We start from the raw sequence: 24,872 nt of genomic DNA on the forward strand, positions 1-24,872 counted from the left end.
ACCTGTGCTACCGTCGTGATGCGCTCGCTGTGAGCGGCCGCCGACACTGTCGGGAAGGCTGCTCGCAGCGCGTCGCGTCATGGCGTCGCGATCGCTCCTGAGGGGCGCCCGGCGTCGCTTCGGGTCCTCGTGGAGGTTCGCATGCGTGGCAGGGAAGTTGGGCTGCTGGGGCTGGGCGCGCTCTGCGCGGTGGCAATTTCCGTCGGCGCTGGCGGCTGCCAGCCCGAGGGCAACACGAGGCCGCCGGGGTGGTCGGAGGGGCCGGGAGGGACCACCGGGCAGGGCGGCCGCGGGGCGGAGACGGCGAGCTCGGGGGACGGCGGCCGCGAGGGCGGCGGCGAGGGCGACGGGGGGACGGCGACCACGGGGAGCGCCGGCGGGGGCGGCGGCGGGACGGAGGACACGCCGGCGGCGCGGGTGGCGACGATCGAGGACCTCACCATGGGGACGGTCACGTCCGGGATCGTGGAGCTGAGGGGCGTCGTCGCGATGAGCCCGAAGTTCCTCGTGTCCCAGAGCAACACGGGGCGCTGTACCTACGGGGTTTATCTCTCGGCGCCAGGGCTCACGGAGACCGAAGCGTACTCGGGAATTCTCGCTGTCGATCGAGGCGACGACGCGTCCACCGGCGACGACACGAAACTTCATTGCGCCAAGCTCGGTGAGCAACCCGCGGGGGGGGAGATCCCCGACGATGTGGTGCCTGGTGACGTTCTGAACGTGGTCGGGCAGCCGTCGTATTTCTCGCTTAATTTCTGTGGCACGGATGCATGCGGCGATCTGCTCTGTGACGAGCAAGAGCGTGCATGTTACGACGAACGGACGGCGTGCGCCGCGGGCGAGCACCAATGTTGGGAGGACTGTAGCCCGGACCCTTTGCCGTATGCGGACAGCAAGGTTCGTCAGCGACAGCTCGCCTACATCGACAAGATGGAGAAGGTTGGCAAGGCGTCCGTGCCTGCGCCACATGTGCTGGATAGCCAGGAAGACATCTTGCTGAGCTCGCCTACCGATGAGCGCTTTCATGACCGATGGGGCGGTGTGAAGGTGCGAGTCGCCAATGTCTCGGCAGTTCCGTGGTCGAAGGGAAATGTCGTCAATTTTGGTAACATCGTTGTGGATCTTGACCAGGAGATAGGCGAGGCGACGCTTCAGGTCGGTAATAATATTTACTACCGCGGGTATGCGCCCCCAGAGGACGCCTGTCACAAGGGGCCGACGTTCTCGGGCACGACGCCGGTGTGGAGTCAGATCGACGGGTTCAGTACGTTGGATGAGTGTATCTGGACTTTGCAGGTCGTCGATCCGTGCACCGGGTTCGTTCCGGCCAGCGAGTCATGCGACGTGGAGACGAGCTGTCTGTAGAGCGGAACACGTAACGCGATGACACGGTCGTCGAGGGCTTCAGAAGAGCCGTCTACTCGACCGCCGATGTGTCCTTAGGGCGCGAATTTTCCCAGGAAGATGTCGGCGCCGCCACTGGCAGGGAGATCACCTGCCCCCACGTTCACGGTACCCCTGACCGTCGCCGTGCAGAGCACCTCCGATCGAGACGATGTCGCGATGGCGAGGCCCAACTGGTCCTCTGCATCACCGAAGCTCTTGCTCCAAATGTGGTTTCCATCCTTGTCGAGCTTGACGAGCGGGAAGTCGAGTCCTCCGCCTGCGGGAAGATTCTGTCCACCGAAGCTGACGACTCCTGTCGTGCTACCCGTGAACACGATGTTGTTGGCCTCGTCGACCGCGACAGCCGAGCCATGTTGATCGCCGGTGGCACCGAATGACCTGCTCCAGAGGTGAGTTCCGGCGCTGCTGAACTTCGCCACGAAGATGTCGTCACCTCCGGCGGACGTGAGTGCGTCGGCAGGAGATCCAAAATTTATCTCTCCTGCGTAGTTTCCAACGATGATCACGTTGCCCAGCGAGTCGGCTCCGATGCCGGCTCCGTGCTCACTCAGCTCGCCACCGTAACGAGCACTCCACACGACGCTACCCTCGGAGTCAAATTTCGCCACGAACACGTCGCTCCCTCCGGCGCTCGTGAGCGTGACTACGCTGAATTTTTCGGTGCCTACGAAGCTGCCCGTGATCACGATGTTGCCAAATGGATCGAACGCTACTCCGCCCGTTGATCGGTGTTCGACTACCTCTTGGGTACCTACGTCGGTCTCGAGGAATCTCTTGGTCCAGGCGACTGAGCCGTCGTGGCGGTACTTGGCCAACCAGAGCTGGTTAGTGAATCCGGAGTCGCAGGGGGTGCATATCTGCTTGCCCAGGATCGCGATGTCGCCTGAAGTACTCACTGCGAGCTTGGGCGCCTCCGTAGAGTCGCCGCGGTCGATGCTCGTCGCCCAAGTGACATCACCGTGCGGAGTGAATTGGGTGAGAAATATGCTCCGATAGCCTCCCGGTGTGACCACGCTGCCGTCAAAGTCGATCGTTGAGTCGAACTCACCAGTGAGGATGATCCTTCCCGAATCGTCGACCCCGGTACCACGGACGTCCGGAAATCCACTGTCACCGAATCGCTTGCTCCAGAGAGGCTTACCCGTGGGGTCGAATTTGGATAGGTAAATATCGGGGCCGTTCGCTGAGATCGGGCGCTCCGGGTCAAATGCGAGTGTTCCTTGGAAATAGCCAGCAATGATGGCATTGTCGTCCTGATCAACCGCGAGAGCTGGCGCGGTCTGATTGCTTACGTCTCCGAATCTGCTCGCCCACAGGACGCAATCGGTTCCGTCACAATCCTCGTCCCGTGTGTCCACGCACGTCTCCTGACCCGGCGTCATTTGTCCCAGGCACTCGTCGTCGAACATGCCTTCATCGTTGCACGTTCTTTTTCCGTCCTGGCAGATGCCAATCCCTCTCGTTTCAGGTGGGCCATCATAGCAACTGACAGGTTTGTCTGGCTCGCAGGTTGCTCCTGCGCCTCCGGTTCCGCTTGATTGGGATGGAGGAGCATCCTTGAAATCGTCCAATTCCAACAGCAGCCCGCATCCGGCTCCGGTCCCTGCGAACGCAACTGCAAGAAGTTGGAAGTGGCGTTGCAGAAATCCATATCTCATGACCAGCACCCTACAGTGTCATGTGTGTAACGGTGATCCGCGGTTTCTTCACGCGCAGCTGAACCGATTCCTCACGGCGCCAGCATCAGCACCTTCACCTGGCTCGGTGAGACGCGCATCCCCGGGCAGTTCGTGCTGTTCTGGAGCGACATGCTCGTCAGCCTGCTCGCCGGCATCCCGCGGATCAGGACCGAGAAGGCCCCGGTCAGGTGGCGGCTCGGGCCCATGACCGTGCCTGACGCGACCCCCATCGCGACGCCGGCGTTGTCGCCGTTGGTCAGCGGGATCGTCGTGGCCAGGTTGTGCGCCGGCGCCGCCATGAAGAGCACGTTGTATACCGCGGGCACGCCCATCGGCCCGGCGGCGATGTTCGGATAGGGCACGGGCACCGGCGCGGGCGAGGGCGTCAAGCACACGTCCGGAAGCCCCATGTCGATGCCCATCATCTGCGAATTGGCAAACATCGCTTCTGCTCCTCTGCTCCCCGTTTGCTCCCCGTTCAGCTCAGCCGAGGTGGATCTGCGCGCCGTCGAGCTTGACCAGCTCCTCGGCCGTCACGAGCGTGTTCTCGCCGCGCAGGCTCATGTTCTTCTTCGCCACGTAGTCGACGCGCTCGGCGCGGAGCTGCTCGAACTCCTCGACGAAGCGGTACGCCCGCTTCACCCGCTGGACGATCCGCTCGACCGAGGCGTCGAACGCCGCCGCCTTCACCCTGGCCTTCTCGATCTCGGCCTGCACCGCCGTCCCGAGGTAGGACAGGCTCTCCACCAGGATGCTGCCCTGGCGCGCGTTGACCTTCACCTCGCCGGCCACCACCCCGACCTCCTTGGCGGACGCGAAGGTCACGCCCTCGGCCGCGCCGACGACGAACCGCCCGCTGGGCAGCTTCACGCGCAGATCCCCCTCGAGCACCACGCTGACGTCGCTCCCGTGGCGCTCCAGCACGGCGAGGATGTAAGCGCCGCGCCCGGGCAGCACCGAGACGAGCACCACGTCGTCCGCCTCGGGCTCGACCATGCAGCTCACGGCGCGGCGCGCCTCGAGCTCGGCGGCGCCGGAGGCCACAACGAACGCGCCGGCCGCCGCGCGCACCACGCGGCCGACCTCCTGGTAAACGGCCTCGGGCTCGATCTTCCTCGCAACGTTGTTTCGCATCGTGCCTCCCGCGCCGGCTCAGCCGGCCTTGCCTCGGAACCTGTCCTGCCACGCCTCCGCCTCGGCGAGCCGCTCGTCGTCGCCCAGCGCGAGCGCGCGGCTCGTGAAGACGGCCCGCTCGTCCCGCGTCCGGTGAAAGCGCGCCCGGAAGAGCGTCGCGCCCGTGAAATCCGCCGCCCGGACGTCCGCGTGGGAGAAGTCGGCGTACGTGAGCTCCGCGCCGGGGAAGCGGGCGCGCTCGCAGCGCGCGCGGTGCCAGATGCTCTGATCGAGCGTGGCGCTCGACAGATCCGCGCCCGCGAGCTCGGCGTCGACGAAGATGGCCTGCCTCAGCAGCGCGCGGCGCAGGCTCGCGTCCGTCAGGTTGGCCTCGACGAAGATCGCGTTCGCCGCCGTGGCCTCGTCGAGCCGAGCGCCGGTGAGGTTCGCGCCCTTGAAGCCGCACTGCGTGAGGTTCGCGGCGGTGAGGTTCGCGCCGGTGAGGTCGGCCTCGGTGAACTGGCTCAGGGTGAAGTCGAGCCCCGAGAGGTCCATCCCCGCGAACCGGCCGCCGATGAAGACGACGCTCCGGCAGCGCGCCGAGGCGAGCGCGACGGTCGTCATGTCCGCCTTGATCAGGTGCGTGAACTCCAGCCGAGCTCCCGAGAGATCGAGGTGCGTCACGTCCGCGTCGACGAGCACCGTGCGATCCAGGCTCGCGCGCGCGAGCCGCGCGCCTGCGAAGCGAGAGCTCGCGAACGCGGCGATGATCAGGTCCGCCTCCGAGAGATCGGCGAACGACAGATCGCACTCGGCCACCTGCGCCGCCGCCCAGGTGCTCCGGACGAGCTTTGCCCGGGAGAACACGCACCGGTGCATCGCCGCGTGGTGCAGGTTGGCGCCGGTCAGGTCCGCCTCGGTGAAGTCGCACGCGGTGAGGATCGATTCCTTGAACGAGGCGCCAGCGAGCCGGGCCCCCTTGAAGCTCACCTGCTCGAAGAGCCCGCCGGAGAGATCGGCGCCGCTCAGATCCTCCCCGTCGAGGCAGGCGCCCGCGATCGTCTCGCCGCCCTGGATCATCGCGATGAGCTCAGCCCTGTCCACGCTGCCTCCGGGGCACGAACCGCACCTCGTCCATGTTCGCCTCGTCGAAGCGCGTCCGCTCGTCGCCGAACACCTTCGCGAGATCGGCGCGGAAGAGGTTGGCCCGGGTGAAATCCGCGCCCATGAGCCGCGCCTTCTGGAGGACGCCCAGCATCAGATCGGCATACGTCAGATCGGCGTCCGACAGCTCGGCGCGGATGAACCGCGCCTCCCTCGCCGCGATCCAGGCCATCCGGGCGCCGCGGAGGTCGCAGTCGCTCAGGTCGCTGCCGTTCATCCGCGCCTCGGTGAAATCGGCGCCGGAGAGGCTCGCCCCGCGGAGGTTCGCGCCGCTCAGCGTGGCCCCGCGGAAGTCGGCGCCGTCGAACGCGCACTCCTTGACCATGCGCAGGTTCTCCGCGTGCGCGCCGCGGAAGACCGCGCCTCGACCCTCCGAGGAGAAGAACGCGGTCGAGATCAGCCGGGCGCCCGAGAGATCGACGCCCTCGAGCTTGCACTCGATGAACGTGGACCTCGAGAGATCCGCGCCCGCGAGCCGCGACCCCGCGAAGTCGACCCGGAGGAGCGTGAGGAGCTGCGCCAGGGCGCCGGAGAGGTCGTTGTCGCGCAGCGTGGCCTCCGAGAGATCCGCCAGCGTGAGCTCCGCGCCGCGAAACGACGCACCCGTGAGATCCGCCTTGTACAGCACAGCGCCCGAAAGGTCCGCGCCGGAGAGGTCGGCGCCCCTGAGCTTCGCCAACCCGAGGTTCGCCTCCTCGAGCTTCGCGCCCCGGAGCACGGCGCGGCAGATGTCGGCGTGGGCGAGGACGGCGCGCTCGAGGTCGGCCTCCTGGAGGTCGGCGTCCGCGAGGCTCGCGCCCTCGAGCAGCGCGCCGGTGAGGATCGCGCCGCGGAGGTCGAGGCCGGAGAGATCCGCGCCGGTCAGGTCGCGCCCGGCGAGCGAGCGCCCCGCGCGGTGCGCCTCGACCACCTCGTCGCGCAGCCGTCGCGCGGCCTCGCCGGCGAGCCTGCCGGCCGCTGGACCGAAGTGCGCGGTCTGCCGGTATCCCTCCAGCACCTGCGCCTCCATCTGCGCGAGCCTCTGATCCAGCGCGGGATCTGCGAGCGTCGCCTCGAGCTCGGCGTTCGGGTATCCGGCGTTCGCGAGCAGCGTCGCGAGATCTTCCAGCCGCTCGCGCTCGGCCCTCGCCGAGAACCTCGGTGGACCGGCGGCCTGCCTCATCGCCTCTTCCTGGAGCGCGTCGTAGTCCATCCCCGCCGCCGCGTAGGCCGCGCGCGCCTCGGCTTCCGCCCTGGCCCGGCGGTCCTCCGCCTCGGCTCGCTCCCGCTCCGCGCGCGCCTCCAGCGCCTCGACGAAAGGCCCCAGATCCTCGATGTCGGGGATGGGCTCCTCGACGGCGGGCTCGTCGGCCTGATCGAGGCCGAACTGCGCCGGGTCGAGCCCGAGCTCCACGACCGTCGCGCGCGCCCTCTGGCGGTTCGCCTCGGCCCTGCGCCGCGCGCCGCCCTGCATGTTCTTCCGGAGGAGATCGTCGCTCTCCAGGAGCCGCTCGACATCGGACCTGTCGCGCGGCGGCCGCGCGCCCGAGGGGAGCGGCGGCAGGAGATCGCTCTCGCGCAGCGCGGCCAGGTGCCCTTCTTTCGGGTCGAGCCGCCGCGCCAGCACGTCGCGGTAGTGCTCCACCGGCCTGGGCTCGCCGAGCGCCTCCGCGCCGATCACGATGTGCAGCACGTCGGCCGCGTCGTCCTCGTCGACGAGCGCGATGCCCCGGAAGAGGAGGACCCCGCGCTCGGCGTGAGGAAAGAGGTGCACGGTCTCGAGGCGCATCGGCACCTCGCTGAAGCGCTCGCCGTCACCGCCCTTCCGGTTGAGGAACGCGCGCGTCGCGATCCCCGGCAGCGCCGCCTCGATCACGGGCTTGTCCGGGTGCATGTTCTCCAGCACCATCGGCTCGTCGCCGCGGAAGAACCCCTGGATCTGCTGGTCTTCGGGCGCGGCGTTGAACAGGCCGAGATCCGTGTCCTCGGCGAAGCCCGGGAACCGTTCCTTGAGCCATTTCTGGTCGTAGGTCCCGATCTTCGCGAAGCGCTGCGGCCACATGAGGTCCATCGGCCCGAAGCCCGCCGGCGCAGGCTGGTCGCCCGGCGACGTGATCAGCGACCCCGGCAGCTCGATGTTCGGAAGCGGGTGGAGCTCTCCCGTGTCCGTCTCGACCGGCCGGGCGCCCTTGCCGACGGGGTTCATCGCGAACCCCGGCCCGCCGAAGGCGCGCTCCCACACGATCGGCATCTCGGTGAACGGCTCGGGCTCGGTGGGCATGCCGCGCCGCCAGATCCGGTCGCCGACGGCGTAGAGGGTCTTGTCCACCGCGCCGAGCCGCGCCCGCACGGCGCACGCCGGCGCCCGCCCCTCGCGGGGATACGCCCGCCCGGAGATCAGGAGCTCTCCTCTCGGCTTGGGCATTCCCATGTCGAGCACCGCGTCCTTGCCGAGCTCGGCCGCGGTGAACTTCCAGAGATCGATCTCCGAGAGGACGGCTGACGGCGGGCCGAACGAGAAGAAGGCGAGGATCGTGACGGATAGATAGCAGTCGCTGCCGTCCTCGAAGACCCGGTGAAGGAGGCCGAGCTTCTGGGGTTTGATCGTCTTCATGGGGGAGGGGAGGCGCGCCGCCGGAGAGCAGGCCGACGGCCTCGACGCCGATGGGGCGCGAGGCCCCCTGGGGCTGACCGTGGATCGTCGTCGGCGCGGTGCACGCCGCGGCGCCACTGTCATCGAGCCGCTCGCATCCGTCAATGCGGCGGCCAGGAACCGGCGGGGGTTCAGGCGCGCGCCGCCCGGCTCGCGTCGGGCGGCGCGCGCCGCTACGCCTGCGCCATCGCCGCGGCGAAGCGCAGGAGCCCCTCGCCCCAGCCGCCGAGGATGTACGTGCGATCGTAGAACTCGGGCACGAGCGTGTCCTGGTACCCGGCGACCTGCACGAGGAACACGCGCACGTCGCGGTGCACGCGGGCGCGGTAGGCCGCGACGAGCTTCGCCACGTCGATGTACCGCTCGTTCCAGGCGAACTCCGCGTAGTCCTTCGGGCGCGAGCCGTAGAGGCCGCCGTGGCCGGCCTGCATGTCGCTCAGCACGAACACCGCGTCCCAGCGCTGCCGCTCGCGGATCGCGCGGTCCCAGAACAGCCACACGCCGTTCTCGGTCGCCGTGCCGATCGTGCGGGCGATCTGCTCGGCCCGGTCGAGCTGCGAGAACACGCTCTCCTTCCTTCGCACCGCGAAGCTCTCCAGCCGGTCGCCGAAGACGCCGAGGTGCCCGTCGTCCGCGCGCATCCCGGCCACGACGCCCGTGAGGTTGGCGATCGTGGAGATGCGCATCGTCCCGAGGCTGCTCGTCGTCGTGCCCTGCGCGGAGCCGCTGTTGTCGCAGAGCACCATCACCCGGCCAGGGAAGTGCGGCACCTGGCCGAGCGAGCGGTGCAGGCACTGCTCCACGGCGTCCAGCACGGCGCCCGGCGCGCGGTCCTTCACCGCGCAGTAGGCGCTGTAGTAGCGGAAGGGGAGCTGCTTGCCCTCCGCCGCCGTCGCGACGAGCTTCGGCAGGAACACGTCGTGCGGCACGCCCGCCTCGAGCAGGTTGCGCAGGTTGCGCAGGAGGGCCATGTGGCCCATGACCGGCAGCGCCTTGCGCCACGCGCACCGGTTCGAGCCGCGCGACGAGATGATCGCCTCCCAGGTGCGGCCTGTCGCGCGGAGCGCGCCCTTCGCGAGGCGGTCCACGCTCGGGCTCTTCGGGTGAACGAGGTTCACGACGTCCACGGTCTTGCTCCCCTTGCCCTCGAGTCGGTACTTCGCGAGGGCGTGATCGTCGAAGCGCTCGAGCGCGTCGCGCAGCGCGCGCTTCAGCGCGTTGGGCACCGGCTTGCCGAACCGGTAGAGCTGGTAGGCGAGGGCGACCGCCGGCTCGTCCGCGCGCCGGAGGATGCGCGGCGCGTAGCGGCGCACGAGGCCCGTCCCGCGCACGGAGGCGGTGTTCGCCGCGCGCACGAGGATGACCTGGGGCGTCGTGCGCAGGTGCTCCTCCTCGCGCAGCCGCGCCGCCTCGGCGAGCGTCGCCTCCGGATCGGCCGCGAGCGCCTCGTCGATGGCCTTCTCGATGAGCGCCGCCGGCGAGAGCGCGCGCCACTCGGCCGGGTCGACGGCGCCGAGCGTCTCGCGCAGGCGCTTCACGTCGGCGTCGGAGAGCCGCGCGCTGTCGGCGGGGCGCGTCTTCTTCGCCTTGACGGGGCGCGGGTCCGCCGGGTCGCGGTGGTAGTACATGGGCTCGCCGAAGAAGCACGAGGAGGCCGCGAGGCGGAGGCGCTTCAGCGGATCGGCGATGTCGTAGGAGCGCCCGCCCATCCAGTTCAGGTGCGACGCGCTGTCGTGCTTGGCCTTGCGCTTCTGCTGCTGAAAGAACGCCATGATGACACCTCCTTCCTCGACGCACGCGCGGCGAGGGATCGAGAAGGGGGGCGCAGCGCGGAGGATGGTGGTCACGGGGTTGTCGTGATTGGAACGAAGGAACCGTGACGCTCACTGCCGCGCTGCGCCCTTGTGCCAGAGGCGGGATTCGAACCCGCGACCTCGTCCTGAGAAGGGAAGTAACCCCGGCGCTCACTGCCGGCGCTCATCGCGCCGGAGAACACCGTCCGGGGTTGTTTCGTGCTCTGACCGCTGAGCTACTCTGGCGTGGACGCTGAGGGGGTATTGCAGGAGGGATGCCAGGCGGGCTCGGGCGGGGTTTTTCGGGGGAGCCGCGTGGAAGGCGCGCGGGGGCGCGGGTGGGTCCTATCGTGTAGGATAAACGATTAGACGAAGAGATAGAGGAGCGGCGCGCCGCCGCGGACGCGGGGGGGGGCGAGCTGTCGCCAGCCGAGCTCCCGCCGCCCGGCCGGCGGCGCGCGAAGGGGCTCCACGGCCGTGGGGGCCGAGGCGCACGGCGTGGGGGCCGAGGCGCACGGCGTGGGGGCCGAGGCGCACGGCGTGGGGGCCGAGGCGCACGGCCGGGCACGGGCCGGCGCGGCACCGGCCGGGTGGCTCGAAGGGGTCCGGGAGGTGGCGACCGTGGCGGGCGCTCGTGACGAGCGCGCGCGGAGGTCGCGACCAAACGCACCGCATGATTTCGACGGATCGGACTGGTCGCGACCAAACGCACCGCATGATTTCGACGGATCGGTGCCGGTTTGCAGCCTCATGGGGCCACCTGACGGCGTTTTTTGCAGGGTCATGGGGCCACCCCAAACGCAGGAGGATGGGGCCACCCGCGCGGGGGCGTGACCCAGTTTTTTGCAGGGTCATGGGGCCGGCTTCCGAGGTTTTTTGCAGCCTCATGGGGCCAGCTCGGGACGCCGCGGTCGGGATCTGAGACGGGCTCCTTCCGACGACGGCGCGGGTCGCCGTCGGAAGGAGGCCGATGCCCTACCGAGAGCTGATCATGGTTGACATCAAGGAAATGCTCCGCCGTCGTGCGGCGGGGCAGAGCGCGCGTCACGTGGCGCGCGAGACAGGGTTCGATCGCAAGACGGTCGGCAGGTACTTCGAGGCCGCTGCGACATTGCCACTGCCGCCCGATCGCGAGCCGACGGACGAGGAGATCCACGCAATCGCCCAGCGCGTGCAGGCGCGCCCGGTGCCCGACGCGAGCGAAGAGTGGAAAGAGATCGGCGCGCATCGCGCACGTATCGAGGCCTGGCTCGCCCAGCCTCGGCCGCTGAAGCTGACGAAGATCCACACGCTGCTCAAGCGCGACCACGGCGTCAGCGCGAGCTACGACACGCTCCGGCGCTTCGTCATGGAGGAGCTCGCGTGGCGCAAGAAGACGCCGACGGTTCGCGTCGCTGACACCGAGCCCGGCGAGGTCGCGCAGATCGACTTCGGCCTGATGGGTAAGCTGTTCGATCCAGCGACGCAGCGGGTTCGAAATCTGTGGGTGCTCGTGGTGACGCTCGCGTACAGCCGCTACCAGTTCGTGTGGCCGTCGTTCGAGCAGACCACGGCGGCGGTGTGCGCGGGGCTGGATGCGGCGTGGAGGTTCTTCGGCGCGATGGCGCGCGTGATCCTCCCGGACAACATGAAGGCCATCGTGCTGCGCGCTGACGAGCTCGCCCCCGTGCTCGTGCCGGCGTTCCTCGACTACGCGCAGACGCGCGGGGTGTTGGTGGATGCCGCGCGAGTCAGGTCGCCCAAAGACAAGGCGCGTGTCGAGAATCAGGTCGCGTACGTGCGCGAGAGCTGGTTCGACGGCGAGTCGTTCACCAGCCTCGACGAGGCGCGCGCGTCCGCTGAGCGATGGTGTCGCCACGTCGCCGGTGCGCGCGTCCACGGCACGACGCGCGAAGTGCCGCGCGAGGTGTTCGAGGCACGCGAGAGGAGCGCCATGAAGCCGGCGCCGACAGCTCCGTTCGACGTACCGCACTGGACTGATGCAAAGGTGCACCCGGACCATCACGTGCAGGTCCTCCGGTCGCTCTACAGCGTGCCAACGCGCTACGTCGGCAGCACGGTGCGCGTTCGCGCCGACAGCGTGTCCGTGAGGATCTACGCCGGCACGCAGCTCGTGAAGGTGCACGCGCGCGTTGCGCCGGGCAAGCGCTCCACCGACCCGAGCGACTACCCCGTGGGCAAGGACATCGCGGCCGAGCGCGATGTGGCTTCGCTCATCGCGAGCGCGAAGAAGTGCGGCGTGCACGTCGGCATCTACGCCGAGCGGCTGCTCGATGTGCCGCTACCGTGGACGCGCATGCGGCTCGTCTATGCGCTGCTGCGGCTGTGCAACAAGTTCGGCAACGGGCGCGTCGAGGCGATCTGCCAGAGCGCGCTCGCGTTCGATGTCGTCGACGTGCAGCGCGTGACGCGCATGCTCGAGACGGCGAAGACGCCCGCGTCACCGCCCACGGATGAGCGCAAGGTCGTTGCGCTCCCCACGCCGCGGTTCGCGCGCAGCACCGAGCACTTCGCGACACGCACGCTGGCGGCTGCCGCGACGAAGGAGGAGGCGTGATGAGCTCGAGCGAAGTCGACCCCGCGCTCGTCACGGCGCTCAAGCGCCTGCGCCTCGGCCGCATCGCAGCGACGTTGCGTGAGCGGCTGCTGCTGGCCGAGAAGCAGTCGATGGGGCACGAGGAGATGTTGCTCATGCTGCTCACCGACGAGATCGCGCGCCGCGAGGCGAGCGCGACGGAGAGCCGCGTACGCGACGCCGGGCTCGATCCCAACATGCGCCTGGAGCTCTGGGACAAGACCGCGAAGGTCAGCTTCGACAAGCGTCTGCTCGGTGGGTTCACGAGCCTGCGCTTCCTCGAAGAGCACAAGCACATCGTCATCCTCGGCTCGGTCGGCGTGGGCAAGACCTTCCTCGCGAACGCGCTCGGACACCTCGCGTGCCAGCACGGCTACAGCGTGCGTTTCCTGCGCGCCGACGCGATGCTGCGCAGGCTGCGCCAGAGCAGGCTCGACAACTCACGCGACGCCGAGATGGTCGCGCTCACGACCGTCGACCTGCTCATCCTCGACGACTTCGCGCTCGAGGCGATGAGCAAGGAAGAGAGCCGCGACGTCTACCAGCTCTTCCTCGAGCGCACGGGTCACGCGTCGATGATCGTCACGAGCAATCGCGACACGGCCGAGTGGCTCGCGATGTTCGACGACGTGCTGCTCGCGCAGAGCGCCGTCGATCGGTTCAAGAACGCGGCGTTCGACTTCATCGTCGAGGGCGAGTCGTACAGGCCACGGCTCAAGCCGAAGCTCGACGAGAGCAACACGGCCGCGCCAGTGCCCGCGCGCAGCAAGCCGCCCACCCATCCACGCAGCAAGCGGCGATGACCGCTGCGGCCCCGGCGAGGACGTCGATCCCGGGGCCGCGCCGCTGACCCCCTCGCTCCACTCGGCGCGCCTCGCCCACCCTCGTCAGCATGGCCGCGAGGGGCGCCGGGGGCGGGGTGGACGTTCCTGCTCCTGAGCGTCGTGACCCCTGCGCCGGACCTACCAGGGGGCCCGGGTGGCCCCATGACCCTGCAAAAAAGAGGGACGTCGCCGGTCGCTTCGCGCCCGGCTCCGGGGACCTCGACACGCTTCGCGGTCTCGGGCATGGTCGAGACCGATCACGTCGTCTCCCCCTGGCCCCATGACCCTGCAAAGGGGTGGCCCCATGACCCTGCGACGTGGCAGATCGGAGAGGTCGCGACCTGTCGCACCGCATGATTTCGACGGATTGGACAGGTCGGGACGTGGGCGGGGCTGTGAAACGAGGGAGCGGGTTGGTCGCGGTGCCCCCGGCGACTGCGGAGCGGGGGGAGCGTCGTGGTCCAGCACGCCCTGTGCGCCGCCGAGCCGCGGTGCGCGCTGCCGCTTCGTGTACAGTCGCGCAACGCGTTCGAGCGCGCCGTCGACCCAGAGACAGGATGAGCACAGCGACCGTCGAGTTTGCCGGCATCGAGCTCCTCAGCCCGTGCCCCCACTGCAGCGCGCCGATGGCGGTCAACACGCTGACCGACCGCTGCCGCTGCTCGAGCTGCCTCATGGAGTCGGCGCTGCCGCCGTCGGTCTGGGACGAGGCGCTGCGCGGCGTCGAGAAGGACGTTGTGCAGTTCGCGCCCGGGTACCTGCGGCACGGCCCGGAGTGGGGCGATGGGGGCCCGCCGCCTGGGCCGCACGTCGAGTGGCTGCGCGGGCACGACACGCCGCCGTGCCCGCGGTGCCAGCGGCCGATGCGCCTCGCGCCGCAGGGCGGCTGCGTCTGCGGCGCGTGCGGCGCGGGGCGCGCGATCTTGCCGAAGCCGCCGTGGCTGCCGGCGGACAGCCCGGTGCTCGGGTTCGTGAGCGACGAGCCGGTGATGGCCGAGGAGCGGCCGCGCGAGCCGGTGCACGTCGCGTGTACCCAGTGCGGCGGGCCGCTCGTGGCGGACGGGTCGAGCCGGATCGTGCCGTGCGGCTACTGCGCGGCGCGGGTGGCGCTGCCCGACGCGGTGTGGGCTGCGCTGCACCCGCCGCGCGTCAAGAGGCGGTGGTGGCTGGCGGTGCACGTGGCCGACGATCCGCGGCGGGAGCCGGCGAACCCGAGAGCTTTTGATGAACCGGCAGCCCTCGGATGCCTTCTCTCTGTGTGTCTTGGATTTGAGATAATTATGCTTGCTGTTACGGCGCTTCGCAGCCTTATCGTAACCGCAGCCGGCTTGGTCATCCCGCTGATCGTCGTTCTTGCCGTCTGGCTACGAGGGAGATGGCGCTATCGACGTATTTGTCGCCCCGAGTACGAGGTCGTCGGTCACGTGCGTGGACCTTGGAGACTACGTCATCGCGTCGACGTGCTGATCGCGCCGCCGCGCCAACCATCCGCCGTGCTAGCGCGCACTGTTCTCAAGCATATCTCCGAGGTGCGGTTTGCCGAGCTCGGCGGCGACGGGGGGAAGATCCGCGCATGGGCGGTCCCAGGCAGGCCGGATTTGGTCCACGTCGAAGCGATGCCCACCACCCTGGAGTGATGTCCTCGCCTTGAAGAGGTGAACTGCGGGGCGCGTACCAATTGCTGTGTGCTTGATATGTCGTTGTCTCGTTGCAGTGGTATGGTCCATTGATATGGATCGAAGAGCGCCCGAACGCGTCATTGTCGAGAAGGGGCTGTCATGCGATCGAAAAGATGCCAACGAGTGTTGCTCTTAGCCCGTTCTTGTCGATCTTCGTTGCGGCATCTTTGAGATTGATAGAATTGTTCTGCATCTTGAAGGCGGCGAAGTCGACCTTGAATCCGGTGACGTCCAGCTTTTGATAGCCGATGTTGACGCTCCAGCCGAAGGTCTTTGTCTCGGAGATTACGGCTTTCGTCTCCACTCCTATAACCGCCGACTTGTACCAGGTCCTGTCATTCCAGCTCGCGATCAGCGTGTCCACGAAGCCTTTCGTCTCCTTGTGGCTCCCCGCGTTAGTGACCTTGAACTCCGGTGCGTCGATGACGAAGCTCGGCGCCTTGATGGTGCCGCCCCCGCTGAGCGTCCAGGTGAGTCCCTTCGTCTGCCAGTCGAGCGCGCCCACCGTCCAGCCGACGTTGCCGCCGGTGAGCTTCATCGTCTCGAATGTCTCTTCGTGCAGCCCCTTGACGGTCGTCTTGAGGCTCGCAAAGTCCTCGTCGACGTCGCGAGCCTTCGTGTGCTTCTTTCCGACGATGTCGGTGTCCTGGCTGGCGTAGCGCTCGATCACGTCGTTGGCGGTCGTCTTCTGCTGCCCATCGACGGTCGTCGTCAGCGACGTGTCGTATCTCTCCGTGACCGCGCCCTCCACGTGGTCCTCGCGCTGGCCCGCGACGTGGACCTTCTGGTCGCCGCCGACATCCACGGTCTGGGTCGCGCCGACGGTGACGAGGTTGTCGCGGTGCGCGTGGAGCTCGAGCAGCTCCTCGCCCTTCTTGTCCTCCATCATGATCTGGTTGAACCCCTCGCCCCCGGGCGACGTCTTGCTCTTCCAGATCGAGCGCGTCTTCTCGGCCGGCAGCTTGAGCGGCGCGACGCTCCACGCGTTGTGGAGGCGGCCGACGATGACGGGCTCGTCCGGATCGCCGTCGAGGTAGGCGATGATGACCTCCTCGTTCACGCGCGGCAGCATCACCATGCCGTAGTCGAGCCCGGCCCATCCCTGCGAGACGCGGACGAAGCGGGTCGGATTGCCCTCGTGGAGGTCGCGCCGATCCCACCGGAACTCGACCTTCACGCGGCCGTGCTCGTCGACGTCGATCTCGTCCACGCCGGCCTTGTTGCCGACGACGAACGCGGTCTGCGTGCCGAGGATGCGCGGCCTGGGCCGGCGCGCCGGACGCCAGGGATCCACCGCCGGCACGCAGACGAGGACGTGCCGCCGCACCGGGCGCCCGTCGGCGCCCTCCGCCACCGTGCAGCGCGACCGGACCACGAGGAGCTGGCCGTTCACGTCGGCCCGCGGGTGCGCCTCGACCGTGAAGCGGCCGCCGGCGGCGAGCGCGAAGCTCGTGTGGCACTCGAACGTGCGCCGCTCCGACCGGGCCTCTTCCAGGTACCGCCTGGCGAGCGCCTCGCCGTGCTTCTCGGTGGCGGCCGCGAACCGGTTCGTCGAGAACTCGTAGCGCTCCAGCGTCGCCTCGCGGACGAAGGCCTCCTGCGAGGTCTCGGCCCGCTGCTCGAGCACGTACTCCGGCTTCCTGAAGTCGTAGTCGCGAACCGTGACCATCGACGTCTCGATCGACGAGGTGATCGCGATGAACGAGACCGTCGGCTCCGGCGCGCTCATGCCGACGCCCACCGGCGGCACGAAGCGCACCCGGGGCGCGCCATCGTCGGTGAACGCCGTGTCCTCGGCGAGCACCCAGTCGCTGCTCCCGGACCCGTGGTCGAAATACGAGATGAGCCCCTCCTCCGAGAGCGCCCGGAACATGAAATCGAAGTCGGTCTCCCCGTACTGGACGCGGTACTCGCGCGCCGGCCGGTCCGGCGAGGCGATGAGCGAGCACGGCGCCGGGATCCGGCCGCCGTACGCGCCGACGACGACCCGGGCGACGTCGTCCGCCGTGAGGTTCTGGAAGATGCGATGGTCCGATCCGCGCGTCGTGAGCCAGAGCGGGGGCACAACGACGAGCTCGTAGCGCGACACGCCGGTGGGCTCCGCCGAGAGCTGCCGCACGCGACGCACGATGCCCTGCACCCTCTTGAGGAAGGGCTCTCCCTTGAGCTCGACGACGATCTCCTCGCCCACGACGCCGGAGAGATCGACCTCCGGATCGGTGCTCGTCACGTCGAGCGTCAGCTCGAAGAGCTCGTTGAGCGCGTCCCTGTAGTCGATCTGGTGGACCTCGAAGCCGGTGACTCCGGATCCGGGGAACGTCAGGCTCACGTCGATGGCCATGGTCGGGTCTCCTCGGGTCTCGCGCCGCAGGGCGCGGCGTTCATCTGGGCTCGTGCGGGCTGTTCCCGGCGGCGGAACAGCGGGTTCGATGCTGCCAGTAGAGCTCCTGCCAGCGCCGGTGCGCCGCCTCGTCGCGCGCGAGCCGGTCGCGCCAGAATCGGTCCACGGCGAGGCGCGCGTCGGGCCGGTCGAGGCCGTAGCGGGCGAAGAGGGCCTCGGCGTCGCCGGGAGCGACGGCGAGCTCGGCGCACAGGGACGCGTACTGCTCCAGCGAGAGCGCCGGGGCCGAGGGCGGGCTCGAGGGAGCGGCAGGCGTGGCGCGGGCGGCGGACGAGAACGGCAACACCGCCGCCGCGGGCGCTCCGGACGTCGGGTGCGTTCCGGTCAGGCTGGTGAAGTGGCGCATGCCTCGGGGCACCACGGCCGCCTCTGCGGCGCGGGTCGCGGGGACCGGCGGGGCAGGGGGACCGAACGGCAGCACGGGCGCGGTGGACGCGGCGCCGGAGGTGGGCTGGGTGCCCCGGAGATCCCCGAACCCCCGCATGCCCGGCGGAACCAGCGAGATCGGGTCCGCCGGCTTCGCGGCGGGCTCGGAGCCCGAGGCGACCGGCGCGTCGCGCAGGTAGCTCGGCACGGCCGGCGCGCGGCCCGGGACAGGCGCGCCGCTCGGCCGCGGCGCCTCGCCCGGATCGCGCGGCGCCGGTGGCTCCTGGCGCGCTGCGCCGGCCACATCGGCGGGGGCGCGCGCCCCCGCGGCTGCCTCCTGGGGCAGCGCGCTCGACCGGGGTCGCAGCGCGTTGGGCGACGGGATCATCAGCAGGCTCTTGAGCTGTTTCGTGATCATCGCTGTCGGCCGTGCCGCCGCTCCCCCGCCCGCCAGGCGACCGCTTTTTTCAACGCCAGCGACAGGTATCATGGCGCTGGCGGTCTCGACGCAAGAACGCACGGCAGCGACGGGCGCAGCGCCGCGCGCCTCGGGCTGCGCCGCGAGACGCTGAGCATCGGCGCGGCGCCATGGTGTGCCGCTTCCACGCACCGGCGGCGTTCGACGGAGTTCCGCTCATGCTGGACGCATCGGGAGGGATCGTCGCCCTGGCCGGGCCGCCGGCGAGCGCCCTCGATCGAGGCGCCTCGTCACGCCGATGGGCCGCAAAATCCCCTCCCTCCGCTCGCGCGTGTCGGGTAGAGAGCACCGGCTGTGGCCGCTTGCTGCTCATGCCACCCGCGCTCGGCGGCGTGGCTGGCCAGGTGGTCGTGGCGGTGCGGCGGTTACCGACAGGCCCTGAACGCGCCCGCGCAGTGGAGTTGCCCTCATGCCCCATCCCACCATCTACCAGCGCGACATCGAGGCCTATGGCCGCTTCACCTCGTCACAGATCCAGAGGCTCGTCGTGCCGGTCGACGCGGGCTTCAGGCAGGCGCTGCGGGCTGTCGTGACGCGCCTCGACGCCGCGACCGGGGCCCTGATCGAGGCGAGGCGGAGGGCGGCCGCCGCTGCGGTGGCCGCGCCGGCGCCCCGCGCATCGAGGCGGGGTCGGGCCGATCCTGTCGCGGGGGCCCGCGACCTGATGCGCCGACTCGTCGAGCACGCCGCGTCGCGGCCCGGCGGGGTCGCGCTGGCCCGCGACCTCCTCCAGGGCCGGACGCTCGCCACCGTGCTCCGCGGCCGCCCCGCGAAGCTCGCCGCCGCGCTGACACACGCGCTCGAGGTGATCGAGCAGGACAGGCGTCGGCTGCCCGATCGCGAGGCGTGGGCGGCCGAGCTCCAGCGCTCCCGCGAGGCCCTCGAGCCGCTCCTCAGGAGCGTGCGCAAGACCCGCCTCGCGCGCCGCACCATGACGCCCGAGGTGAAGGCCGCGCGCGACGCGTGGATCACCACCTACGGCGCGGCGAAGCTCCTCGTCGAGTGCGTGCTCCGGCTCCACGGCAAGGTGTCGCTGATGCCGGAGATCTTCGACGACCTCGCGGACGCGACCCGCGCCCGCGGGGCGACCGCCCTGGCGCCGGGCTCGCCCGCCGACGCGCCCGCGCCCTCGTGATGGGTCGTCGTCGCGCCGAGGCCCGATATCCTCGGTAGGCCCGAGGGGAGGGGGTTCGTCGCGCGGCGCGGCGAGGGGCCATGTCGCGCCCCCGGGCCACGCCGAACCTCCTCACCCCGCGCACCCGACGAACATCGACCGTGCCTACCGCCCCCCGAGGTGCGTCCGGAAGAACCGCACGAGGTGCCCGTACTGGAGCACCTGGTTGTCCCGCTTCTGCGCCCCGTGCCCCTCGTCGGGGAACAAGATGAGCTCGGACGGGATCTTCCTTGCCTCCAGCGCCCGCTGGATCTGCACCGACTCGCCCGCAGGCACCCGCGGATCCGTCACCCCCTGGATGATGAGCAGCGGCGACTTCACCCGGTCCAGGTACGTGATCGGCGACAGCTTGATCAGCGCCTCCCGGTCCTTCTCGGGATCACCGTACTCCGAGACCCGGAGGATGCGCCGGTAAGGCGCCGTGTTCTCGAGGAACGTGACAAGGTTGCTCATGCCGACGACGGCCGCCCCAGCGTCGTACGCCCCCGCGAACATCGTCATGCCGATCAGCGCGGAATACCCGCCGTAGCTGCCGCCGAAGATGCCGACCTTGGGCGGCCGACCCTCGTGGCCGAACGTCGCCCGGACGAACTTCGCCGCGTCCTCGATGTCCGTGATGACGTCGAGCCGCTTCGCGCCGTCGTCGGCGTGCAGCCACGTCTTGCCGTAACCGTCGCTCCCGCGCACGTTCGGCTCGACGAACACGAACCCCGCGTCGACGAAGATCTGCGCGCGCGCGCTGAACCCCGCCCTCACCTGGCTCTCCGGGCCGCCGTGGAAATGCACGATCACTGGGCACGGCCGCTCGCACGCCGCCGGGCGGCGAACGAACATCGGGATCTGCGTCCCGTCGCGCGCCGGATACGACTCCAGGCTGGCCGCCGCGAACGCGTCCGGCGCCATCTCGGGCATGCTCGGGGCGTGCCACTGCGTCAGCTTGCCGGTCGTCCAGTCGAGGACATGGCCCGTCGCAGGCGACCTCGAGGTCTCCAGGAGCAGCGCCGTGTACCGGCCGTCCCGCGTCGTCGCGACCGGCACCACATGATCGGCCGCGGGGAGCGCCGGCAGCCTGACCTCGCGGTGCGTCCTCGCGTCGAGCGCGCGGAGCCGCGTGTAGCCCCGCTCGTTCACCGTGTAGAGGATCCTCTTCTTCGCTCGGTCGATGGAAAAGGCGCTGACGTCGAACGGGATCTCCGGCGTGATCGGCGTGAGCTTCCCCGCCTTCCAGCTGTAGAGACGACGGTGCTCCCCGAGGCGCGGCGTGAGCACGAGGACCTCGCCGGGCGCCGCGCCGTACAGAGCCCTGTAGTCCTCGCGCTCGCCCTGCCCGAACAGCGGCGTCGGCTCCCCGGCCGCCGCACCGGCCTTCGCTGCGCCCTTCGCGCCAGGCGCCCACTCGTAGAACTCGCTCATGTTGGAGCCGACGTCCCTCGCGAGCAGCAGGCGTCCGTCGGCCGCCACGTCGACGGCGCGCCAGATGCCCTCGCGATCGAACACGAGCTCTCGCTGCTTCGACGCGATGTCGTAACGGTAGATGGCATACGCGTCCTTCCGGACGTCGTTGGCGCGATAGTAGATGTGCCGCCCGTCGTCGGTGACGAGCTGGAGCTGCGTCTGCACGCCGGGCTTGTGCTGGATCGCGAGGAGCGGGCCGCCCTTCGCGTCCTGCAGGTAGAGCCCGGGGTTCTCCTCGCCCTTGCGGTCGCGCGACAGGACGAGGTGCGCGCCGTCCGGCGTGACCTCCTGCACCACCGTGGGATCCTCGCCGCCCGTGAGCTGCTGCGGGAAGCGCAGGGGACCGTCGAGCCGAAAGACCTGCCTCGTCCCGGTGATCGTCCAGGTGAAGTAGAGCGCCTTGCCGTCCGGCCCGAGGACGCCGCCGCCGGGCGCGCGCACGTCGAGGAACGCCTGGATCTGACGCGACACGTCGTCCGGGAGCGGAGGCGATGCGTACCGGGCGAGCAGCTCAGGGGAAACGCTCGTCGCGCCGTGCCCCTCGTACCCCGGCCGCTCCGGCGCGGGCGCTGGCCGCGGCGCCTCGGCCGGGGCCGCCGGCGCCGGCCGCACGGACGCGGCAGGCGCGGGCGCCGCGGGCCCCGGCCCCGAGGGGGCGGGGGCGCACGCCGCGGCGAGGGCGACGAGGGAGAGAAGGGCACCGCCGCTGCACCGGCGCTGCCGCGGGGAGACCAGCGCGCCGCCACGGCGCCGCCGCTGCTTCGGGGAAGACGACATGTGGCACATTTCGCCGGAGCAGCCGCGCCCAGGCAAGGTCAAAGGCCGGGCAGCGCCGGGGGCCGGGCAGCGCCGGGCGCCGGGTAGCGCCGGGGCCCGGCCTCAGTCGGGCTCGCCGGGGAGCCTCAGGCGGCCGAGGGCCGCCTCCGCGGCCGCGAGCTGCGCCGCGATCTGGCGCAGCATCTCGGCCTCTTCGCCCTGGAGCGAGATGTTCGGGACGAGCGCGTTCAGGGCCCGGCGGTTGTACGCGAGCCCGAGCGGCGAGCCCTTCTCCAGGTTCATCGCCATGGACTCGGCCAGCACCGCCAGCGCCTCCCGGTGCAGCCCCTTGGCCGAGAGCACCTCCGCGAGCGCGGCCGTCGAGCGGGCAAGGCCGATGAGGTCGCCGAGCGCCTCCTCGGCCTCGATCGCGGCGGTGAGGCGCTGCGTGGCGCGATCGAGGCGCCCCTTGCGGAGCTCCAGCCGGCCGATCGTCTCCCAGACCCGCGCGAGCTCCCGGGCGTCGCCGAGCTGCTTGTAGGTGCGCTCCGCGGCGAGCGCGTGGTCGATCCCCATCGAGAGCGCGTCGGACTCGCGCCCGGGGCGGGCGGCGACGTGGAGCGGGATCCGCGCGAAGAGGTGGTCCGTCTCCGCGAGCTCGACGCGCGCGACCGGATCGAGCCGGGCACGCTCCTCGAAGACCTTTCGCGACTCGGTCAGGAGGTGCGCCGCCCGGACGGGGTCGCCCATGCGCACGTAGACAGCCGCCTGATCGTTGAGCAGCCGGGCCGATCCGAGCGCGTCGCCGGCGTCGAGCAGCAGGCGGCTCGCCGTCGTGAGCTCGTCCAGCGCGCGCTCGAGCGAGCGCATGTCGCCGATGTCGTAACAGACGCTCGCGATGAGCGCGGCGACCTCGGCGTGCAGCTCGGGCGGGTCGCCCTGCGCGAGGAGCGCGCGCGCGGCGCCGAGCACCTCGAGCGCGCCCGCGAGCGTGAAGGCCGGATCCGGGCCGGCCGCCTGCCATTGCACGCGGCCGATCCCGGCGAGCGCGCCGATGCGGAGCCTCCGGCGCGCGGGGGCGGGCGGCAGGCTGTCGAGCAGCGCGAGCGCCTTCTGCCCGTAGCTCAGCGCCTGGGCGTACGCGCCCATGGCCGCCGCCTCGGCCGCGGCCGCGCGGTAGCGCCGCGCGGCTTCCTCGAGCTCGCCCGCCTCGGTCAGGTGGGCCGCCGCGCGCGCGTCGTGGGCCCGGCGTCCGGCGCCGTGCTGCGACGCGCCCGCGGCGGCCGCCGCGCTCGCCGCGTCCGCGCGATCGGGCGCCGGCGGGGCCGGGGGGAGGGGTACGCCGCCGGGCGGCGCCGCGGCGCGCGGGGCTCCGGCCGCGGCCCGCGCCGGGTCGACGAGGCGCGCCGGGGCAGCGGTGTCGGCCGCGGGCCACGGCAAGGGCGCGCGGGACGCGGCGGAGGGCGAGCGCTCGGAGAGCGCCGAGGGGACGCGAAGCGAGGCGCCGCGCGCCGAGCGGAGCGGCTCGTCGGAAGGGGCGCCGCCGGCCGCGGGCGAGAGATCGGGGGGCACGCGCACCGGGCCCGGGATGGGCGCGTCCAGCGAGTCGGGCGGCGCGTCGAACCGGATCGACTCGGGCGGCTCGGAGAGGCGGCGGCTCTCGGGGCTCCGGTGGAACAGCTCGGCGTAGGGCCACGGCGGGTTGCCGGGTCCGGCGGGCGCGATCGGCGTGGGCCGATCCTGCGGGTCGCGCGGCGGCGCGCGGCGCGCGCTGCTCGTGTGCGCGCCGCCCGCGCTTGCGTGGGCCATGGCGGGCGGCGGTCGCAGCGTGTCGGTCGCGCGCGGCGCCGCGCCGAGCGGCGCCGGGAGGCCGGGCTCGAGGTCGTCCTCGCGCTCGCCGGTGGCCGGCGCGCCGCTGCCCTCCGCCGTCGACCCCGCGGCGGCGGTCGTCGACCCCGCGGCGGCGGTGGCGCCGGGCGACGCGGCTGCGGGCGACGCGGCTGCGGGCGGAGGAGGCGAACCAGCGATCGTGCGCGGCGTCGCGATCGCTGGCGCCGACGTCGTCGACGCCGGGGCGGCCGGGCCCGGCGCCGTCCCGGCCTTCGCCAGCGCCGCGGCGGCCCGCGCGGCCGCGTCGTCCCCGCGCGGCGCGCTCAGGTTCGCGCCGCTGATGACGTGCCGCTCGACGGGCGACGCCACCACGGCCGCGCTCTGGGCCGGCGGCGCGGCGGCGTGCGCGGACGGCGCCGCGCCAGGGGCCTTCGGCTCCAGCGTGGCTGCGGCGGACGGCGCCGCGCCAGGGGCCTTCGGCTCCAGCGTGGCTGCGGCGGACGGCTCGCGCGCCGGCGCGTCCGCGTCGAGCGCGTCCTCGCTCAGGAGCGTCGCGAGCCGACGGTGCCACACGCGCGCGAGCGACGGGAGGATCGACCTGCGGAGCGCCTCGACCGTCTCCTGCGGGAGGTGGAAGCGCCCCTCGCCGCGGTCCTCGACCGGGACGCCCGCGTCCGCGGCGCGCTGCAGCGCCTCGAGCACGTCGACGGCATCGACGCGGAGGAGCGCGGCGACGAGATCGCTCTCGAACCCCGAGCCGACGATCGCGCCGGCCCGGAGCACCCGGAGCACCTCGCCGGGGAGCTCGCGGAGCGCGATCTGCGGCGGCGGCGGGGGCGCGCTCACGCTCGTCAGCGTCGTCGTGCCGTCCGGCGGCCGGAGGACGGCGTCGGCGCCGAGCGCCGCGCGCACCGCGCCGAGCAGATCGCCGGCAGGGCCGGCGGGCGCGCGCAGGCGGAACGACAGGACGAGCGCGACCCGGAGCGCCTCGTGGCGGGACACGACCCGTCGCAGCACCTCGAGCGTGGCCTGGTCGGCGAGCTCCACCGCGTCGAAGACGATCGCCCACCGGCGATCGGTCTGCTGCGCGAGGCGGTTCACCGTCTCGACGAACTCGGCGTCCGCCATGCGCTCGTGCACGTCGCCGAGGAGCCGCCGCCGGAGCCCCGAGACCACGCGGCTCCGCGCCTGATCGAGCAGCGGCGGCGCCCCGCCGACGAGCCGCTCGACCTTGGTCCGCACCTCGTGCAGCGGACCCAGCGCCGCCTCGGGGACATCGCAGCGCACGCGCAGGACGCGCAGCCCGAGCTGAGGCGGCGGCTCGCCGGGGACGATGTCCAGCAGGGCCGTGTGCCGGCCCTCAGAGACGCGCTGCCAAAGCTGTTCCACGGTCCGCTCCTTCCGTCTGGCTCGCCCGGAGGCCTCGCACGACTGCGCCCGCCCTTTGTAGACGCTTCCCGCGCCGGACGTCATGGAAATGACAGCCCTTTTCCGCCGGAAGCGCGCCTCGGGCGCGCCCGGCCGCAGGGCTCCGCGGCGCGCCGGC

At 71.1% G+C, this 24,872-nt stretch carries 15 protein-coding genes and 1 tRNA gene; 5 read left to right on the plus strand and 11 right to left on the minus strand.

The window, feature by feature from the left end; all coding sequences use genetic code 11:
* Window positions 1-141 precede the first annotated feature (141 nt).
* Window positions 142-1,365, plus strand: a complete 1,224-nt coding sequence (locus WMF24_RS12750) for a hypothetical protein (protein WP_437736664.1) — start codon at window positions 142-144, stop codon at window positions 1,363-1,365.
* 74 nt (window positions 1,366-1,439) lie between these two features.
* Here WMF24_RS12750 and WMF24_RS12755 read toward each other — a convergent pair whose 3' ends face one another.
* The 7 genes from WMF24_RS12755 to WMF24_RS12785 form a co-directional block, all read right to left on the minus strand.
* Window positions 1,440-2,816 carry a hypothetical protein gene (locus WMF24_RS12755; RefSeq protein ID WP_437736665.1) on the minus strand — a complete coding sequence of 459 codons (1,377 nt, stop codon included), beginning with the start codon at window positions 2,814-2,816 and terminating at the stop codon, window positions 1,440-1,442.
* 320 nt (window positions 2,817-3,136) lie between these two features.
* Window positions 3,137-3,529 (minus strand): DUF4150 domain-containing protein, encoded by a 393-nt coding sequence (locus tag WMF24_RS12760; RefSeq protein ID WP_436611144.1) that lies wholly within the window; start codon window positions 3,527-3,529, stop codon window positions 3,137-3,139.
* Window positions 3,530-3,569: 40 nt separating this feature from the next.
* A complete protein-coding gene (locus tag WMF24_RS12765; protein WP_437736666.1) occupies window positions 3,570-4,220 on the minus strand; it encodes a DUF3540 domain-containing protein in 651 nt (216 codons plus the stop codon).
* A gap of 18 nt (window positions 4,221-4,238) precedes the next feature.
* Window positions 4,239-5,303 (minus strand): pentapeptide repeat-containing protein, encoded by a 1,065-nt coding sequence (locus tag WMF24_RS12770; protein ID WP_437736667.1) that lies wholly within the window; start codon window positions 5,301-5,303, stop codon window positions 4,239-4,241.
* Window positions 5,290-7,956 carry a DUF2169 family type VI secretion system accessory protein gene (locus tag WMF24_RS12775; protein ID WP_437736668.1) on the minus strand — a complete coding sequence of 889 codons (2,667 nt, stop codon included), beginning with the start codon at window positions 7,954-7,956 and terminating at the stop codon, window positions 5,290-5,292. Before WMF24_RS12775 ends, WMF24_RS12770 begins: the two co-directional genes overlap by 14 nt.
* A 212-nt stretch (window positions 7,957-8,168) precedes the next feature.
* A complete protein-coding gene (locus WMF24_RS12780) occupies window positions 8,169-9,767 on the minus strand; it encodes a TROVE domain-containing protein (RefSeq protein WP_437736669.1) in 1,599 nt (532 codons plus the stop codon).
* 133 nt (window positions 9,768-9,900) lie between these two features.
* Window positions 9,901-10,034: transfer RNA gene (locus WMF24_RS12785), tRNA-Ser, on the minus strand.
* 745 nt (window positions 10,035-10,779) lie between these two features.
* Here WMF24_RS12785 and istA point away from each other — a divergent pair.
* The 3 genes from istA to WMF24_RS12800 all read left to right on the plus strand — a co-directional run bounded on the left by istA (window position 10,780) and on the right by WMF24_RS12800 (window position 14,824).
* Window positions 10,780-12,345 (plus strand): IS21 family transposase, encoded by a 1,566-nt coding sequence (gene istA / locus WMF24_RS12790; RefSeq protein ID WP_437730029.1) that lies wholly within the window; start codon window positions 10,780-10,782, stop codon window positions 12,343-12,345.
* A complete protein-coding gene (locus WMF24_RS12795; RefSeq protein WP_437730028.1) occupies window positions 12,345-13,166 on the plus strand; it encodes an ATP-binding protein in 822 nt (273 codons plus the stop codon). Before istA ends, WMF24_RS12795 begins: the two co-directional genes overlap by 1 nt.
* Window positions 13,167-13,744: 578 nt before the next feature.
* Window positions 13,745-14,824: a hypothetical protein gene (locus WMF24_RS12800; RefSeq protein WP_437736670.1), complete on the plus strand. Its 1,080-nt coding sequence runs from the start codon at window positions 13,745-13,747 to the stop codon at window positions 14,822-14,824.
* Between the two features lie 139 nt (window positions 14,825-14,963).
* On the opposite strand, the gene WMF24_RS12805 is transcribed toward WMF24_RS12800, so the two are convergent.
* Both WMF24_RS12805 and WMF24_RS12810 read right to left on the minus strand, forming a co-directional pair.
* Window positions 14,964-17,207, minus strand: a complete 2,244-nt coding sequence (locus tag WMF24_RS12805) for a type VI secretion system Vgr family protein (RefSeq protein ID WP_437736671.1) — start codon at window positions 17,205-17,207, stop codon at window positions 14,964-14,966.
* 40 nt (window positions 17,208-17,247) lie between these two features.
* On the minus strand, window positions 17,248-18,051 hold the full coding sequence (locus tag WMF24_RS12810) for a hypothetical protein (RefSeq protein WP_437736672.1): 804 nt from the start codon (window positions 18,049-18,051) through the stop codon (window positions 17,248-17,250).
* A 469-nt stretch (window positions 18,052-18,520) separates the two neighbouring features.
* Here WMF24_RS12810 and WMF24_RS12815 point away from each other — a divergent pair, with 469 nt between their 5' ends.
* Window positions 18,521-19,246, plus strand: coding sequence for a hypothetical protein (locus WMF24_RS12815; RefSeq protein ID WP_437736673.1), 726 nt, complete (start codon window positions 18,521-18,523; stop codon window positions 19,244-19,246).
* Between the two features lie 144 nt (window positions 19,247-19,390).
* On the opposite strand, the gene WMF24_RS12820 is transcribed toward WMF24_RS12815, so the two are convergent.
* Together WMF24_RS12820 and WMF24_RS12825 are read right to left on the minus strand one after the other, a co-directional pair.
* Entirely contained in the window at window positions 19,391-21,517 is a 2,127-nt protein-coding gene (locus WMF24_RS12820; protein WP_437736674.1) for a S9 family peptidase, read from the minus strand.
* A gap of 102 nt (window positions 21,518-21,619) precedes the next feature.
* Window positions 21,620-24,715, minus strand: a complete 3,096-nt coding sequence (locus WMF24_RS12825; protein WP_437736675.1) for a hypothetical protein — start codon at window positions 24,713-24,715, stop codon at window positions 21,620-21,622.
* Window positions 24,716-24,872: the final 157 nt, after the last annotated feature.

Source organism: Sorangium sp. So ce1335, assembly GCF_051521615.1.
Lineage (GTDB): Bacteria > Myxococcota_A > Polyangia > Polyangiales > Polyangiaceae > Sorangium.

Bases quoted from the DNA above. Each gene is read 5' to 3' on its own strand.
- WMF24_RS12760 (WP_436611144.1), bottom strand. From the start codon at position 3,529: ATGTTTGCCAATTCGCAGATGATGGGCATCGACATGGGGCTTCCGGAC.
- istA (WP_437730029.1), top strand. From the start codon at position 10,780: ATGGTTGACATCAAGGAAATGCTCCGCCGTCGTGCGGCGGGGCAGAGC.
- WMF24_RS12805 (WP_437736671.1), bottom strand. From the start codon at position 17,207: ATGGCCATCGACGTGAGCCTGACGTTCCCCGGATCCGGAGTCACCGGC.
- WMF24_RS12750 (WP_437736664.1), top strand. From the start codon at position 142: ATGCGTGGCAGGGAAGTTGGGCTGCTGGGGCTGGGCGCGCTCTGCGCG.
- WMF24_RS12765 (WP_437736666.1), bottom strand. From the start codon at position 4,220: ATGCGAAACAACGTTGCGAGGAAGATCGAGCCCGAGGCCGTTTACCAG.
- WMF24_RS12810 (WP_437736672.1), bottom strand. From the start codon at position 18,051: ATGATCACGAAACAGCTCAAGAGCCTGCTGATGATCCCGTCGCCCAAC.
- WMF24_RS12800 (WP_437736670.1), top strand. From the start codon at position 13,745: ATGAGCACAGCGACCGTCGAGTTTGCCGGCATCGAGCTCCTCAGCCCG.
- WMF24_RS12775 (WP_437736668.1), bottom strand. From the start codon at position 7,956: ATGAAGACGATCAAACCCCAGAAGCTCGGCCTCCTTCACCGGGTCTTC.
- WMF24_RS12795 (WP_437730028.1), top strand. From the start codon at position 12,345: ATGAGCTCGAGCGAAGTCGACCCCGCGCTCGTCACGGCGCTCAAGCGC.
- WMF24_RS12815 (WP_437736673.1), top strand. From the start codon at position 18,521: ATGCCCCATCCCACCATCTACCAGCGCGACATCGAGGCCTATGGCCGC.
- WMF24_RS12820 (WP_437736674.1), bottom strand. From the start codon at position 21,517: ATGTCGTCTTCCCCGAAGCAGCGGCGGCGCCGTGGCGGCGCGCTGGTC.
- WMF24_RS12780 (WP_437736669.1), bottom strand. From the start codon at position 9,767: ATGGCGTTCTTTCAGCAGCAGAAGCGCAAGGCCAAGCACGACAGCGCG.
- WMF24_RS12755 (WP_437736665.1), bottom strand. From the start codon at position 2,816: ATGTTCGACGACGAGTGCCTGGGACAAATGACGCCGGGTCAGGAGACG.